9 protein-coding genes and 1 CRISPR repeat array (1 of these 10 running past the window's edge) are annotated in these 15,719 nt (G+C 52.1%); all 9 genes read left to right on the forward strand.

Going from position 1 to position 15,719, the window contains the following annotated elements:
• Window positions 1–3,256: a CRISPR direct-repeat array (repeat unit 37 nt; unit sequence GTCAGAGTAGATGGCGTTTCCTGAGAGGGGTTGAAAC); it begins 6,528 nt to the left of the window's first position.
• Between the two features lie 147 nt (window positions 3,257–3,403).
• Complete coding sequence (locus tag IPM39_28170) at window positions 3,404–3,676, forward strand: ribbon-helix-helix protein, CopG family (protein MBK8989895.1); 273 nt, start codon at window positions 3,404–3,406, stop codon at window positions 3,674–3,676.
• Complete coding sequence (locus IPM39_28175; GenBank protein MBK8989896.1) at window positions 3,676–4,071, forward strand: type II toxin-antitoxin system VapC family toxin; 396 nt, start codon at window positions 3,676–3,678, stop codon at window positions 4,069–4,071. The genes IPM39_28170 and IPM39_28175 overlap by 1 nt, the downstream gene beginning before the upstream one ends.
• A 189-nt stretch (window positions 4,072–4,260) precedes the next feature.
• The gene (locus IPM39_28180) at window positions 4,261–5,547 is read left to right on the forward strand and encodes a hypothetical protein (protein MBK8989897.1); all 1,287 of its coding nucleotides are present in this window, start codon (window positions 4,261–4,263) and stop codon (window positions 5,545–5,547) included.
• The gene (locus IPM39_28185; GenBank protein MBK8989898.1) at window positions 5,547–7,256 is read left to right on the forward strand and encodes a hypothetical protein; all 1,710 of its coding nucleotides are present in this window, start codon (window positions 5,547–5,549) and stop codon (window positions 7,254–7,256) included. Before IPM39_28180 ends, IPM39_28185 begins: the two co-directional genes overlap by 1 nt.
• Entirely contained in the window at window positions 7,249–7,968 is a 720-nt protein-coding gene (locus IPM39_28190) for an RAMP superfamily protein (GenBank protein ID MBK8989899.1), read from the forward strand. The genes IPM39_28185 and IPM39_28190 overlap by 8 nt, the downstream gene beginning before the upstream one ends.
• Window positions 7,968–10,970 carry a hypothetical protein gene (locus IPM39_28195; protein ID MBK8989900.1) on the forward strand — a complete coding sequence of 1,001 codons (3,003 nt, stop codon included), beginning with the start codon at window positions 7,968–7,970 and terminating at the stop codon, window positions 10,968–10,970. Before IPM39_28190 ends, IPM39_28195 begins: the two co-directional genes overlap by 1 nt.
• Window positions 10,967–11,512 carry a TIGR03984 family CRISPR-associated protein gene (locus IPM39_28200; protein ID MBK8989901.1) on the forward strand — a complete coding sequence of 182 codons (546 nt, stop codon included), beginning with the start codon at window positions 10,967–10,969 and terminating at the stop codon, window positions 11,510–11,512. Before IPM39_28195 ends, IPM39_28200 begins: the two co-directional genes overlap by 4 nt.
• Window positions 11,513–11,575: 63 nt before the next feature.
• Window positions 11,576–13,603: a TIGR03986 family CRISPR-associated RAMP protein gene (locus IPM39_28205; protein MBK8989902.1), complete on the forward strand. Its 2,028-nt coding sequence runs from the start codon at window positions 11,576–11,578 to the stop codon at window positions 13,601–13,603.
• A 13-nt stretch (window positions 13,604–13,616) separates the two neighbouring features.
• Window positions 13,617–15,710, forward strand: a complete 2,094-nt coding sequence (locus IPM39_28210) for a pentapeptide repeat-containing protein (protein ID MBK8989903.1) — start codon at window positions 13,617–13,619, stop codon at window positions 15,708–15,710.
• The last annotated feature ends 9 nt before the right edge of the window (window positions 15,711–15,719 follow it).

Consider the following 15,719-nt stretch of genomic DNA (forward strand, 5'->3'; position numbering starts at 1 on the left):
CATTCATTTGTCCAAAGTCAGAGTAGATGGCGTTTCCTGAGAGGGGTTGAAACCAAATGCCAAGTCGGTGAACTACCTGAGATTTCAGGGTCAGAGTAGATGGCGTTTCCTGAGAGGGGTTGAAACTGAGATTTCAGGGCGCGCAATTTGGCACCCAGTTTGTCAGAGTAGATGGCGTTTCCTGAGAGGGGTTGAAACGAAGCATTCCTCGTGGATAATTTCTCCCACTCGCCAGTCAGAGTAGATGGCGTTTCCTGAGAGGGGTTGAAACCAACCACAATCCCAATAAGAGACTCTCAACCAATGGGGTCAGAGTAGATGGCGTTTCCTGAGAGGGGTTGAAACCAACTAGTCCTACAAGTAAAGGAACTAGTCCCGAGTCAGAGTAGATGGCGTTTCCTGAGAGGGGTTGAAACCAGCGAAATTCATCTCCGCTGCAATGAGTTCTTCGTTGTCAGAGTAGATGGCGTTTCCTGAGAGGGGTTGAAACGAAGTAGACTTTAAAAAGTATTTTTGTACCATGAGGTCAGAGTAGATGGCGTTTCCTGAGAGGGGTTGAAACCTAAGGCCTTTGCAAATTTGTTCATTTTATACCCCGTCAGAGTAGATGGCGTTTCCTGAGAGGGGTTGAAACTCATCTACCCATGCTTTCAATCCAACTAGTCCTACGTCAGAGTAGATGGCGTTTCCTGAGAGGGGTTGAAACAAGTGGTTTTCCAACTCATTATACTTCCAATCAGAAGTCAGAGTAGATGGCGTTTCCTGAGAGGGGTTGAAACAATTGGCTCAGCGCTGGCGAGTTGCGATTGGACGGGTCAGAGTAGATGGCGTTTCCTGAGAGGGGTTGAAACCCGCCATCAAGCGGGTTCCACGATTGAGATCCATACCGTCAGAGTAGATGGCGTTTCCTGAGAGGGGTTGAAACTGTAAGCCCGCATTTTTTCGTCGGCCAGATCGATGGGTCAGAGTAGATGGCGTTTCCTGAGAGGGGTTGAAACTCATTTGCGCGTCGCGGAAGTTTTCACCGTACCATTCGTCAGAGTAGATGGCGTTTCCTGAGAGGGGTTGAAACAAATTGTCTCAGCCATGTTGTTAGCTAATTCAGCTAGTCAGAGTAGATGGCGTTTCCTGAGAGGGGTTGAAACCAAAGCTTCTTCGTACATTTCTACAGCTTTGTCAAACGTCAGAGTAGATGGCGTTTCCTGAGAGGGGTTGAAACTCTTGTACCAAGGTTGTTTTGCCATTGTTAATTGCTCGTCAGAGTAGATGGCGTTTCCTGAGAGGGGTTGAAACACATGTATTCTGGGTTTTTCATCTGACACTTTAGTCCATGTCAGAGTAGATGGCGTTTCCTGAGAGGGGTTGAAACTAGATGCAACGCTAACACCAACCTGGAAAGCAACGGTCAGAGTAGATGGCGTTTCCTGAGAGGGGTTGAAACATACCATAGGCATTTGCAGCCATGGTCACCCAATAGTCAGAGTAGATGGCGTTTCCTGAGAGGGGTTGAAACCAACCGGATCGCGGCGTCTACCAGGATCCACGTCTTGTCAGAGTAGATGGCGTTTCCTGAGAGGGGTTGAAACTCAGTTACCGGCAGCCATATTGCCGGGTGTGCGACTGTCAGAGTAGATGGCGTTTCCTGAGAGGGGTTGAAACAAAACACGCTGGTTTGTATGTGTGTTGAATTGAGTGTCAGAGTAGATGGCGTTTCCTGAGAGGGGTTGAAACACAAGACCACTAAACAAATGATTATGAAACTGTTTTGTCAGAGTAGATGGCGTTTCCTGAGAGGGGTTGAAACTTGATTTCGGTGTTGGCATCACCGTGACCGTAAACGGTCAGAGTAGATGGCGTTTCCTGAGAGGGGTTGAAACGAAACTAGATCAAATCACTGTTATACTTCTGCATTGGTCAGAGTAGATGGCGTTTCCTGAGAGGGGTTGAAACTCATATTCTTCTCTGGCTAGACGATCAAAGCCATTTGTCAGAGTAGATGGCGTTTCCTGAGAGGGGTTGAAACAAAATGGCAGATGCTCCGGCAGATCATTGATCCCAGTCAGAGTAGATGGCGTTTCCTGAGAGGGGTTGAAACCAGAGGTCATCTTCATTTCGGCTTTGGGGCCACCGTCAGAGTAGATGGCGTTTCCTGAGAGGGGTTGAAACCTGCCATTGCAGGGCAGAGGACTTCCGCAGCTTCGTCAGAGTAGATGGCGTTTCCTGAGAGGGGTTGAAACTTCTTTCCACCAGTTTTCTGGTGTGATGGTTCTGCGTCAGAGTAGATGGCGTTTCCTGAGAGGGGTTGAAACCTTTAGAAGGAACCAAGTCAAAGTACAGAAGGAACCCGTCAGAGTAGATGGCGTTTCCTGAGAGGGGTTGAAACGGTTGAACCATTACCGAAGTCCCAGGTGTATTCGAGTCAGAGTAGATGGCGTTTCCTGAGAGGGGTTGAAACCAGACCATACCAGGCGATGTAATTCTGGAACCCGCTGTCAGAGTAGATGGCGTTTCCTGAGAGGGGTTGAAACAAGACCAGACAAAACCAGTTTGCGTTTCGTTTTGAGTCAGAGTAGATGGCGTTTCCTGAGAGGGGTTGAAACCAAAGGTAGGCTTCACTAGTGTCCAAATAGACTCAGTCAGAGTAGATGGCGTTTCCTGAGAGGGGTTGAAACCAACTGCCCGTCTTTGGCAGCATTGTAGCTGCCGTCGTCAGAGTAGATGGCGTTTCCTGAGAGGGGTTGAAACCTTCTGTCTCGGCCATCGCTAGAGTAGAATCTTTCGAGTCAGAGTAGATGGCGTTTCCTGAGAGGGGTTGAAACGCATTATGCTGGTTACGTTCGACCAAACATTCTTTGGTCAGAGTAGATGGCGTTTCCTGAGAGGGGTTGAAACGCACTACCACTAATCGTTGAGACACTTGATCCCGTTGTCAGAGTAGATGGCGTTTCCTGAGAGGGGTTGAAACCATGAGCCTGAGTCAGTGATCATAAAGATCACTAAGGTCAGAGTAGATGGCGTTTCCTGAGAGGGGTTGAAACAAAAGGCAGTTCTTGGGAGTTGAATTCGTTCATCATGTCAGAGTAGATGGCGTTTCCTGAGAGGGGTTGAAACACATTCCACAATCATAACTATAAATATGTCTTATGGGTCAGAGTAGATGGCGTTTCCTGAGAGGGGTTGAAACATTCCAGCCGGAAAAAAAGAAGTGTGCGCGTACTTGTCAGAGTAGATGGCGTTTCCTGAGAGGGGTTGTGCGGAATGTCGTTGCCGCAGGACATCGGCTAGTCAGGCAGTCTGGTCGTTAAGAAGTCTGGCTTAGTGATGGCAACCATGTTATCATATTCGCAAAAGTGACGACATATTTGGGCTAATTCCATCAATTGCCCTACAGGAAATAACTGAGATGATGATGCGGACCCAGATTCAGTTAACAAAAAATCAGGCGCGTACCTTGAAACGGCTGGCGCAGCAAAAGCAGATGTCCGTATCGGCGATAATTCGCCAGAGTGTGGATTTGTACATCGCCATGGAGAGGGAACGGCCGTTGGACGAACAATATACGCGGGCATTAGCAGTAGCCGGTAAATACCGCAGCGGCGACGCCGATTTGGGCCGTAACCATGATGATTACCTGGCCGATGCCTATGCCACCACCGGGGGGATGGGCGGCGCATAATGGAAATTTTTGTAGACACCTCTGCTTTACTGCCCATCTTAAACCAGGATGATCAAGATTATGAAGCGTCGCTGCGCATTTGGGCGCGGCTGGCGCAAGAACGCGCCTTGTTGGTGACTAGTAATTATGTTTTGGTAGAGACGCTGGCCTTAATACAGAATCGGTTGGGGATGACGGCCGTACAAGATTTTGTAGCCCGGTTTCGGCCGTTACTCCAGGTGGTTTGGGTGGATGAATCGCTGCATGAAGCGGCGATGTTGCTCTTTTTACAGGTGAATCAGCGGCGATTGAGCCTGGTAGACTGCGTTAGCTTTGCTGTCTGTCGCCAGCGTCAGATCGAACAGGTGTTTGCCTTTGATCAACATTTTATTGCCCATGGGTTTACCTGTCTCTAGCAGCCTATTGGCAAAATAAAAAGGAAAATTCCCGCCATCTGTTGGTGTGTTGGTGTTGACAGCCTGCCCAAAAACACCTAAACTTCATAGGACAGGTGGACATAATGCCTTAGTGCCAGGCAATATGCTCTTTCCTAATCCGTTTGTTTTTTTGTTCTGTTTATCAGGTTCTTTCCAAAAGAGGGGGATGTGACGTCGCAAACAGAGCTTGCTCCTAATCCCGTGGATCATTTATTTTTATTGGTCGGCTCAAACCCCTTGCCCAATTACGTTGCGGCCAGCTTGCTAACAAACGATAACGCCACCATCCATCTCCTCTACTCCGAAGATACTGACACCCAAAAAAACATCCCCAGCACCCGTGATGAAGCGGGCTACCTGGCCGATGTGTTCAAAAACGACCTGATTCTCCAAACCAGAGGTGTTCAGGTCGCTTCCCCTCGCGGAATTCACGACAGTAACAGACGGGCAATTGAGAATCAGCTGGAGATAATCTGTGATGATGCTGGCTTAACGTGCAGCACAAAAACCAGCATCGGCCTCAATTACACCGGGGCCACAAAACCCATGTCTGTCCATACCTACCGTGCCCTGGTCGCCCGGTTTGGCACACGCTGCCGCTTTAGCTACTTAGACCCCCGGCGCATGGCTTTCTGGTACGACAATTCCGCAGACCCATACTGCATCTCCCACACCGACGTAACCCTCAGCTTGCAAACATTGGCCGCCATGCACGGCTATACGGTGGGAACACCGCCTCGTCAGACGCCAGAATTCCCCGACCTGCTACCGTTTTTGAAAGAAATCCACCAGACATCTGCAGGAATGCAGGCGTGGACCGCCTGGCTTGACACAAAAATGGCAGCCTTTCCTGAACATGAGCGGCTGACCAATATTCGCCAATATTTCTTGAATCTCTGTGATGGGCGTGCAGATACAAACCTGCTAGCAGATCGACTGGGTAGAAAAAAGCATAAAGGTCTGGTTAGCTATGACAAGGCTTTTCGTAGCGGTTGGCTGGAGGATGTGGCTTTGGAGGCCATCATAGCCAACAGCCGCGAGTTTCAGATCGCGCATTATGGTGCGGAAATCAAGCCCACCCCCAACCCACAAAGAGAAGCACAATTCCAACAAAAAGGGCTTAAAGTTCCTGAATTCGATTTAGACGTCGCGGCCATGTTAGGCTACCAGCTCTTCGCCGTCTCCTGCATTGCCAGCGAAAGGGCAAAGGGCGAAACGAAAAAGCACCTGTTTGAGGCGTACCTGCGTGCCCGGCAGCTAGGCGGGGATGAGGCGCGCATTGCCCTGGTTTGTTACGTGGATGATGGGCAAAAAATGGAATTGGAAAGCGTTATCCAGCGCAACTGGCACATTCAGGAAAACATTAAAGTATTCGGCCGCAGCGATATACCGAATCTGGTCGAAGCATTCCGCAACTGGTTTTGCACAAACAGCTTAATTCGAGGAGGGTGCTAATGAATGTCACTTTGGTTTTACTGGAGGTGTCCGACATCCAGCGATACGTCTTTGGCAGCAACCACCTGGCGCAAAATATCGGCGCGTCGGAGTTGGTTATGCAGGCGACAACAGATTGGGTGTACGACATTTTGCAAGAGATGAACTTGCAACCGCACAGCAACGTGCAAGCAAAAGCGCCCGAGGGGTTGCGCCTGAATGATGAAACCATCTCTGGTGGGCTGCAGGTAGAGGTGGTGTATGCCGGTGGCGGTAACACCATGCTGCTCTTTGCCGATGAGACGGTAGCCCAGACCTTTGTGCAGCAGTTGAGTAGCCATGTCTTGCGTCAGGCTCCCAACCTGAAGCTGGTCATGGATTGGCGCTCCTTTGACTGGCAGCAAGAGGCGTTAACGGCCGTCCACGCCACCCTCCGCCAACAATTATCCCAACGCAAACGGGCCAGCTTGCCCGCCATGCCCCTGCCCGGCCTTAGCGTCACCATGAGCTGCGTTTTCACCGGTTTACCGGCCGTCGGATATGATGACGACCCCCAAATTGTCGGTGACGAGGCCGCCAAACGCATCGCCGACCTCGGCGAACGGCCTCGTCCTATTTCCGCTGAGGTAGCAGCCAAGCTGCGCGCCGAACCGGCCGGCAAAGATCGGCTCCACGCCTTGCTGCCCGAAGTTCACAACAAAGGGTTCCTCTTCGTCTACGACTTTGACCAGATTGGCAACAAAGATGAGTCCAGCTACATTGCCGTTTGCCACACCGACGGCAACGGCATGGGCGACCGTTTTGAGGCGCTGGCCGGGCAATACGCACAGCCGGCACAAAACGACGCCTATGTTTACAACCTGCGCCGCTTCTCCGAATCTATACAGGCCAATGCCAACGACGCGCTGCGCGAGACGGTGGATTACCTGCTTGCCAGCCTGGATCAAGAGAACAAATTTGGCGGCAAAATCAGCGTACCCAAACCGGTCAGCGGGGGGCAGCGATTGTATTTGCCTTTTCGCCCCATAGTTTTTGGCGGCGATGACGTGACCTTTGTGGGCGACGGCCGTATTGGTCTCAATCTTGCCGCCCAATATGTTCAGGCTTTCAGCCGCAGCAACCTGACCGATGGGCAACCCGCTTACGCCCGCGCCGGCGTCGCCGTGGTGCATACCCATTACCCCTTTTCCCGCGCCTACGACCTGGCTGCCGCATTAACCAGCAGCGCCAAGCAAGCCATTCCCGTTTTGCGAAAACCGCAGGAACCCAGCGCCAACGCGCTGGATTGGCACTTTGCCACCACCGGTTTCCTCTTCGACCTGGCTGAAATTCGGCAGCGCGAACATACCTCAGCCCTCAATACATCTCTGCTCATGCGCCCCATCTACCTGGACCATGCGGGCAATGATCAGCCCCACCATTGGCGCACCTGGTCAAATCTGGTACGCCTTCTGGATGCGTTTCAAGATGAGGAAGTGCAGAAAGAAGAAAAGAAATGGGCCAACAAGCGCAACAAGATTAAAGGGCTGGCTGAGGCATTGCGCCGGGGGCCAGATGCCACGCAAATTTTCCTGCGCAGCTACAACCCACCTTTAGAGCTGCCGTCCATCCCCGGTGAACCGGATATGCGCCAAAAAGGGTGGGCGGGAAGTAACTGTGGTTACTTCGACGCCCTCGAAGCGCTGGACTTTTACGTCTCTCTGGAACCAGGAAAGGTGCCCCATGCCTGAAAATAAACAATACTGGCTAAAAATAGACCTGCTGAGCGATACCACCCTGGGGCGCGGCGATGGCGTTGCTGGTGTGGTAGATGCGGAAGTGCAGCACGATGCTTATGGATTGCCCTACCTCAGCGGTAAAACGTTGAAAGGGTTGCTGGCGGCTACATGCGCGGAACTGCTGGCCGCACTAGAAGTTGCCTTGCCGGGACAGATTGCCACCTGGCAGCAAAGCGCCCAACAACTTTTTGGCGCTCCCGGCAGCCTGGCAGAACAGATGGGCGGTTTGCACGTTGGCGACGCCCAATTGCCCTCCAGTTTGCAGCAGGCAGTGGCCTACGATATAGCCAACGGGCGCTGGCAGCGGGAGGAAGTATTGGCTTCCCTGACAACGTTGCGCCGCCAGACGGCCATGGATGCAAAAACGGGTGCGCCACGAGATGAGACATTGCGCACCGTGCGCGTGATTTTGCGAGACACGTCCTTCGTCGCGCAGCTAGATTTTGTAGACGAAGCGCCATCATCTAATACGCTGGCGCTGTTGGCGGCCTGCGCCAAAGTACTGCGGCGCGCCGGTACCGACCGCAATCGGGGGCGTGGCCGTATACGGGTGCAGCTTTTCGACCAGGACCCATTTACCCATCCGGCGGCGGCGGCCATCACCACCAGCGCCTTTGCGCCACTGGCGACCCTGTTAGCGCCGGCTACCGAGGAGGGAAGCTGATGTTTGTTCTGACTTACACCATCGAATTGCAGGAGCCGGTGCTGGCAACCCAGCCCTACAGCGGCGAGGCCAACAGCGCCAGCAGTTACGCTTACATTCCTGGCAGCATGGTGCGGGGGGCCTGCATTCGCGCCTTCCAGCAGACTCACAAACTCCGCGACCTGGCTGATGATGGCCGGGGTCGCCGCGACCTGTTTTTTGCTGATAGCGTGCGGTTTCTAAATGCTTATCCTGCCCACCCGCAAAGCGGTAATCGGCTGTTACCAACGCCTAGGGCATGGTTTGTGGAAAAGGGGCATGAAAACAAGTTGGGTGTCCCTGTTTATGATTTTAGCCAGGCGGAGGCAACGGCCGTCGCGCGTCCCAAACCGCCTGATGGTTTATTTTGCGAGCTAAACACCAGCGGTGGTGTAGCGCTGCACAAGCCGTTACGCCAGGAACAGGTACATAACGCCAGCCAGAACCGCAACGAGAAGCGTGCCGGCAGCAGCCAGGTTTTCCGCTATGAAGCGTTGGCGGCGGGGCAAAAGCTGGTAGGGTTGGTGTTGGCTGAAGACCTGAGCGCATTGCAGGACATTGCCGGGTTGCTGCCGCAGGTGCTGTTGCTGGGCGGTTCGCATACAGGTGGCTACGGCCGTGTGGCCATCACCGCCAGCCTACCAGAAAGCTGGGCTGGAAACGAAGCGCCCCCAGGAGCGCCGCCGCAGCAACAGGTGATTGTCACCCTGCTCAGCCCGGCCATTGTGCGTGGGGCTAACGGGCACCCGGCGGCAGACCTGGCGCAGTTGTTTTTAGCCAACGCGCAGGCCCATTACCGCGCCTTTACCGAACTGGAATTGGTAGGGGGGTTCAACCGTTACTGGGGCTTGCCGTTGCCGCAGGCATGGGCATTGGCGGCGGGTTCGGTGTTTTGCTTCGCCACAGCCGATGTGGATATGGGGAAGCTGCAACAGCTGGCGCGAGATGGAGTGGGGGAACGGCGCAATGAAGGGTACGGCCGTATCGCCCTGAACTGGCACACGCAAAGCCAATATACGCGGCAGGAGATAAAGCTACCTACGCCGCCGCGTGTTGAACTGCGTGACACGGCCGCTCAACCAATCGCGCAGCGCATGGCACAGCGCAAGCTGCGCGCCGATTTAGAGCAGGGGTTATTGCGTGGGTTGAATGTAACGGCCGTGCAGTTTCAGCGTTTGCCCTCCGCCACGCAGCTGTCACGGCTGCGCGTGGCGACCCGGCAGGCGCAGGCACGCGGCGACCTGACCATCATTGCCAACCACCTAAAAAACTTAAAAGGGGCCAAAGCAGAATGGCAGCAGGCCCGTTATGGCAGCGAATCGCTCTACCAGTGGGTTCTGGACCAGACCGAAATGAGTGACACAGATTTCCAGCGTAAATTTTTGCCTGGCAAAGCAGTGGCGCGGTTGCGCGATGTGGAAGCAGCTCTGGAACCGGCGTTAAAAGCGGAATACATGACGCGCCTGATTGATGGCGTTCTTAAACTGGCAGTGACGCAGGCGCGGGCGGAAAAGGAGGGGCACCCCATGGCTGAACAATGGCAGAATAGTCGCGGTGTTGGCCGCCGCATTTATGTACAAGGGAAGCTGGTTTTAGACACGCCGACCCATTTGGGAAATGGGGATACGGAGTCGCTGGCGGACATAGCCCTGCTGTGGGATGAGGTGGAGCGGCAACGGCCGTTACTCACCGGCACGTCTCTTGCCGGGGCGCTGCGTAATTATGTACGCGAGTTTGAGGCTGGCTTCGGCGTGGCGGAGCAGAAAGATGGGGCTTTGTTAGCCGAGCAGCTTTTTGGTTACTTGCAGGGATATGAAGCGACGGTGGAAAGCTGGCTGATGGTGGATGATGCCCTGGGACGGCTACCGGACGCGGCGGCGGTGGAAATCCGGGATGGGGTGGCGATTGACCCGCAGACGCGCACCGCCAGGGACAGGAAAAAGTTTGACGTGGAGTTGCTGCCCGCCGGGACTACTTTTGATTTGCATTTTGAGCTGTGGCTACCCCAAGGTGATGAGGTGTGTTTACGCGCTTTTGTCATGGCCCTTTCGGGGTTGGAAGCGGGCAAAATTGGGTTGGGGATGCGTAAGCGGCGGGGATACGGCCGTTGTCACGTTGACGGTTGGCAGGTTAAAGATTACGACATGACTCAACCTGCTGACGTGTTGGGCTGGCTCAACCACGCCTTTGCGCCTGATGACCCGGCCAAGCCCATTGCCGAATGGTTTCCCGATATAGAAGTTGGAGAAAGCAACGGCCGTGCCCTGCACCTGAAGGCGACCTTCAACCTGCTCGGCTCTATTCTTATCCGCGCTGCCGGTGAGGAGGGAGATGGGCCGGATATGGTGCATTTGCGTTCTTACCGGCCGGGAAACGGCCGTGTGCCCATTCTCTCCGCCACCAGTCTAGCCGGCGCGTTGCGTGGGCGAGCGCTGCGCATCGCCAACACCCTGGGCAAAAATCCGGCCATCATTGACGACATGTTTGGGCGGCAGATTGAAAAAGCAGCCGATAAGCCCACCGGCAGCCGCTTGCTGGTGCGTGAAGCGACTATTGACAACGGTATTGCCGACCGGGTACAGAGCCGGGTGAAAATTGACCGATTCACCGGCGGCGCGTATCCTCAGGCGTTGTTTAGCCAACAGCCGGTATGGGCCAAGGCGCTTGCGCCCACGCAGGTGACCATCTATTTGGAATTGCGCCAGTATGGAGATGCCGCCGCTGAATTTGAGGCGCAAGCCGGGTTGCTGCTGCTGCTGCTGAAAGATTTATGGACTGGTGATCTGGCGCTGGGTGGCGAAAGCAGCGTGGGACGCGGCCGTTTACAAGGGGAGACGGCAACCATCGAGGCCGATGGGCAGACCTGGACAATTACGCGCCAGGGCGAGGATGGCCAGCTGCAATTTGCTGGCGACGATCCCAAGTTGCTAGAAGAGAAGTATCTGGCAACCTTCAAAACGGCTTATAGGGAGGTGACAGCATGACACCGGTAACAATTGATGACAGCTTTTTGACGGATCCGGGGGCATGGCTGCTGACCTGGTATAAAAATGCCCAAAATCCTGAGATGCCTTATCTGTTGGTGCACACCGATGACGGGGTGGCGTGGGGGATAATAGAGAAGGGGACGCTGCACTTGTCGAGCCAGCAGCAATGGCAGGCGGTGTCGCGGCAGGCGCAGCTAACGGGCGTGAAGATTCAGCAGTTGCGCTTGTTTGGCCCGGCCGGGGAGTTGTTTATCTGGCGGGTGGGGGAGGGGGTGTTTAACGGCCGTTATCTGACCGATGCGCCTACACCGCCTGCCAATAGCTACGAAGAGTACCATTTGTTATGGGGCGAAGGGGTTGAGACTGGCGGCAAATTTACGCTGCTGCGCGATGGCGAGCAAGAACTGTACCATGCGCCCCCGCTGCCACAGGCGCGGGGGCAGCACGCCCGCTTGAAGGTGCGGCACTATATTGAATACGATGCGCGGCAGCAGGCCTATGTGGGCCTGAGCCGGCTGGTGGACTTGGAAGCGAGCTAGGAGAGTGAGAAATGACCTTGAAGCACAGTAATCTGAAGCTTTCTCCAGAAGGAGGCGAGATCAATGGCTCTTAAACATACTAATCCGACACGGCAGCGCCAAGATCGCGACGGCAATCGTTATACAGCTCGTGCTCCGTACAATTTCATTCCATTGACTGATAAGGTGGTACGGATTTCACCGGATACAATTCCGGACCAAGACACCTTCCAGGAAGATTCTCTCACCGGCTGGATTGACTGTGAAATTGAGACCATGGCTCCCACCCACATACGCGGTATGATGATGGAGGCGATGTTCCGTGATCAGGGGTTAAAAAAGCCTGATGAGTTGACTTTGGCGGAGAAGGAAACCCGCGCACCATTCTTTTCGTCTAGTGATGGTAAAGTGGAAGGGCAATTACAGCCGATCATTCCAGGCAGTTCGCTACGTGGGATGATCCGGCAGCTGGTGGAAGTGTTGGGATACGGCCGTATCCGCTGGGTGGCCGACCAGCCTAAAATGTTCTTCCGGGCTGTGGCTGCGTCTAAATTTGATCCGTTGCGAGAGCCATACAATGACCTGATCGGCCGTTTTTCCAAAAACGTTCGTGCTGGTTACCTTCTCTACGACGATCAAAACAACGAGCCATATGATGGCTGGTATATCTTACCAGCACGCGAATGGCCCACCGGAGAGACGTACATCCGGATTAAGGACAAAGCAATCCAATCTTTGGGGCTGGAAGGTTATATCGGCTTCAATGATGAAAATTACCGGCCACAAATCCAAGCCGTTAGCTTTGAACCAGAAACGAAACATGGTAAGCGAGGCCTTTATGTGCAAATAAATGCACTTGGCGCCCGTGATGCCTATCGCATCAAAGGTAACCTTGTTTGCGCTGGGAATATGTTAGAAGCGGGGGATGTGGGTAAAACGCGATCTCCACGCGCCCGTCAGGCACTCATGCTACTGCCAGACAGCAAAAAGCAGCCCGTGAAAATCCCCCCACAGACTGTAAGAGATTACCTGGACAGCCTTACCACTTTCCAACGCGAGCAGTTGATCGACTGGAGCAGTGACCAGGGTTGCCTGGGGCATTTGAAGCCGGTCTTTTACATTCTGGATAGGGGTGATGTAATGGCCTTTGGCCACAGCCCCAACTTCCGAGTGCCGGCGTTGGTTGAGGACGAGAATGGCAATAAGCGGGCGGCAACACCCTACGACTTTGTGTCTGAGGAGCATAAGGGGCGACAGAACCCTGATCTGGCCGACGCGCTTTTTGGCTGGGTGGAAGAAGCGGATGGGCCTGCCGGCAGTCGCGCCGGCCGTGTTTTCTTTAGCGATGCCCATTTTAAAAACGCCAAAGATGGTGTCTGGATGCAGATGGTAACGCCCCATGTCCTGGCAAGCCCCAAGCCCAACACTTTTCAGCACTACCTAGTGCAGGATAAAAGCCAGGGACACGATCCAGATCGCAATGATCAATTGGCCTATTATGGTTCTGACTTAACCACCACGCAGATACGGGGTGTAAAGCATTACTGGCACCGCGGCCACCAGCCAGAAATCCGGGCAACAGTTAAGGAAAAAGAACACGAATCGCAGTTGACCCGCATCATCCCGCTGAAGCCGGGCATCATCTTTACCTGCCGCATCCGCTTCGAGAATTTGAAGCCGGAGGAGTTGGGGTTGTTATGGTGGGCGCTTGCTCTTCCGACTGAGGACGGTCGTACCTTTTGCCACAAAATAGGGATGGGCAAGCCGCTGGGTATGGGTGGTGTGGCTATTCGCCCCAAACTAACGCTAACGAAACGGCTGCAACGCTACCACACCCTTTTTACTAGTACAAACTGGCAGGAAGCGGCCGAAGCAACTGACCCAGGACTATACATCGATAAGTTTGAGCAGTTTATTTTAGAAAGGATTAGCGGCAGTTCGTTCGCCCGCCAGGAGCGCATTCGTATGCTGCTGGAAATGCTGGTCTGGCGTGAGGATGATTCTGCCTGGACTGATGCCACCCGTTACATGGAGATTGAGTACGGCCCACGCAAGCTAAACGAATACAAGGAACGACCGGTACTCCCTGATCCGTTGGAAGTTGGTAAATAAACGATTTAGAAAAATGGGCAGCAAGTTAACCGACTTGCTGCCTGATTTGAGCAATAACAGTGAGCTAGGCAGAATGCCTTCCAGGATTTTCCGTTCATTGAAATATAAGCTTAAAGATTTGTGGGCTAGGGCGAAAAGTTATTGGCGAACACTTGTCAGTAAGCGATTAGTAATTGCCCTAATAACAGTCACGATCCTGGTTAGTTTTGTATATATTGGAAGCCAGTTTGGCTGGTCTTGGGTTGGTTTGGGGGAATTTAAGTTGATAAAGAGCTCCACTAATGAGGAAGTGGTTTTTTATCGACCTCCAAAAACGCTGTGGGATTTTCTTGAAGCAGCCATCTTGCCCGCTTTAGCAGCGCTTGTGATTTATACTCTTGACCATAACGATAAAAAAGCCAAGCAGCGTATTGCAGATGAAGAACGGAAACAGGCGGCGTTGACGGGATTCATTGATAGGGTTTCCGATTTGATTCTAAATCAATCTAACATCCAAGAGAGAGGAGAAGATAATACCCATAATAACCATGTTCACGAAATGATCCATGCTCGCTTATTAGAAGTAGTTAAAGGATTAGATGGTAGCCGTAAAGCACAGTTGTTTGAATTTTTGCAAGGTTTGGAGTTAATCTTGCTAAAGGCGAATCTAGATAAAAATGATGACGACTCTAAAGATGAAAACGACTCCGGCCTTCAAGAACAGCCACGACGGTTTCCGGATTCCCTTCTAGATGGCGTCGATTTCTCTGGAGTTGAGTTAAAAAACACAAAACTTGCGCGAATGGAGCTATCTGGTGTCCGTATGAAAAGTGCGCATTTAGTAAATGTTGATTTTTCGAACTGTATCTTGCGTAGTGTTGATTTTGATGAAACCGTCATGGAAGCGGGTTATTTCAAGGATTCAGATTTGGAAAATCTGTCTTGCCAAAATGCTACGTTTAATTGGGTCAATATGAATAAGGCTGTTTTGAAGTACAGCAACTGGACATATTGCGTTTTTACTGATGGTATTATAAATGAGGCCCATTTACACGGCGCAAAATTGAATGGAACCAAGTTTAAAAGGGTAAAACTTTTCAAGGCTAAACTTTTGCAAAATGTTGAGATGCGTAAAGTGAAATGGCAGGATGTTGATCTGACGGAAGCTGAACTTGAAGATGCAGATCTTACGGAGGCAACATTTGTCAATACGCAATTTGATGGCGCTAGATTGGTAAGAACAAAGTTTCAAAATGCAGATTTACGTGGATGCAGTATGAAAGGTGCTGTATTACGCGGAGCAAGATTAGATGGTGCACGACTTTCTAGTATGATATTCGCAGAAGTAAAAGATTTCTCGCGTTGCCACTTCCATAAGTCAAGAATTGACAGTGAGATCAGCTCTGGAGAGCAGGGTTTAAATAAATGGTTTATCGTATGGCAATTAGTAAACAAACAAACCCAAAGCATAATTCACATAGATGATTTACAGGATGCAGACCTAACTAATCTCGACCTAAGGAACAGGAATTTCCTTCGCTGCAAGATGCAAGGTGTTGATCTGAGCAATTCAAACTTGGAAGGTAGCGACTTGCGAGGGGCTGATCTTACAAGTTCTTCCATTGGTCTTCATGATTTTGAAGAAGGCACAATTTTGCGCAACACGAACTTGAAAAAATGTAAATTCAATAATGCCTTACTAATGGGAGCTATTCTAGATGGCGCAGATCTATCAGGGGCAAATCTATCAGGGGCAAATCTTATTGGTGCTTCCTTGAAAAACACCAGGCTACATAATGCAATAATTGATGAAAATACTTGTTTCGATCCAAAGGGGATGCTTGTATGGCAGGCCGTTAATCGCCAGCTGGATGATGTTGATTTAATGCAGAAGTCTTTGTCAGACGCGAACCTGGAAGATGCTGACTTAAGTGGCAAAATATGTTCTGGTACAACCTTTGATAAAACAAATCTATCTGGCGTCTCGTTTAGAGATTGTCGCGTAGATAGTGCTTCTTTTCGGTTGGCTGTTTTAGATAGGGCAGATTTCACTGGCGCTAACGGTTTAAATGTTGAGGAAATCAAGAAACAGGCTAGTAGTTACAAGGGAACCATCTGGCCTGTTTAAGTGAAATGC

The sequence above is a fragment of the Candidatus Leptovillus gracilis genome (assembly GCA_016716065.1).
Classification (GTDB): domain Bacteria; phylum Chloroflexota; class Anaerolineae; order Promineifilales; family Promineifilaceae; genus Leptovillus; species Leptovillus gracilis.

What these genes read in the sequence shown, in the direction of transcription:
- IPM39_28170 (MBK8989895.1), top strand. Translation starts at nt 3,404, where the DNA reads ATGATGATGCGGACCCAGATTCAGTTAACAAAAAATCAGGCGCGTACC.
- IPM39_28175 (MBK8989896.1), top strand. Translation starts at nt 3,676, where the DNA reads ATGGAAATTTTTGTAGACACCTCTGCTTTACTGCCCATCTTAAACCAG.
- IPM39_28185 (MBK8989898.1), top strand. Translation starts at nt 5,547, where the DNA reads ATGAATGTCACTTTGGTTTTACTGGAGGTGTCCGACATCCAGCGATAC.
- IPM39_28190 (MBK8989899.1), top strand. Translation starts at nt 7,249, where the DNA reads ATGCCTGAAAATAAACAATACTGGCTAAAAATAGACCTGCTGAGCGAT.
- IPM39_28195 (MBK8989900.1), top strand. Translation starts at nt 7,968, where the DNA reads ATGTTTGTTCTGACTTACACCATCGAATTGCAGGAGCCGGTGCTGGCA.
- IPM39_28200 (MBK8989901.1), top strand. Translation starts at nt 10,967, where the DNA reads ATGACACCGGTAACAATTGATGACAGCTTTTTGACGGATCCGGGGGCA.
- IPM39_28205 (MBK8989902.1), top strand. Translation starts at nt 11,576, where the DNA reads ATGGCTCTTAAACATACTAATCCGACACGGCAGCGCCAAGATCGCGAC.
- IPM39_28210 (MBK8989903.1), top strand. Translation starts at nt 13,617, where the DNA reads ATGGGCAGCAAGTTAACCGACTTGCTGCCTGATTTGAGCAATAACAGT.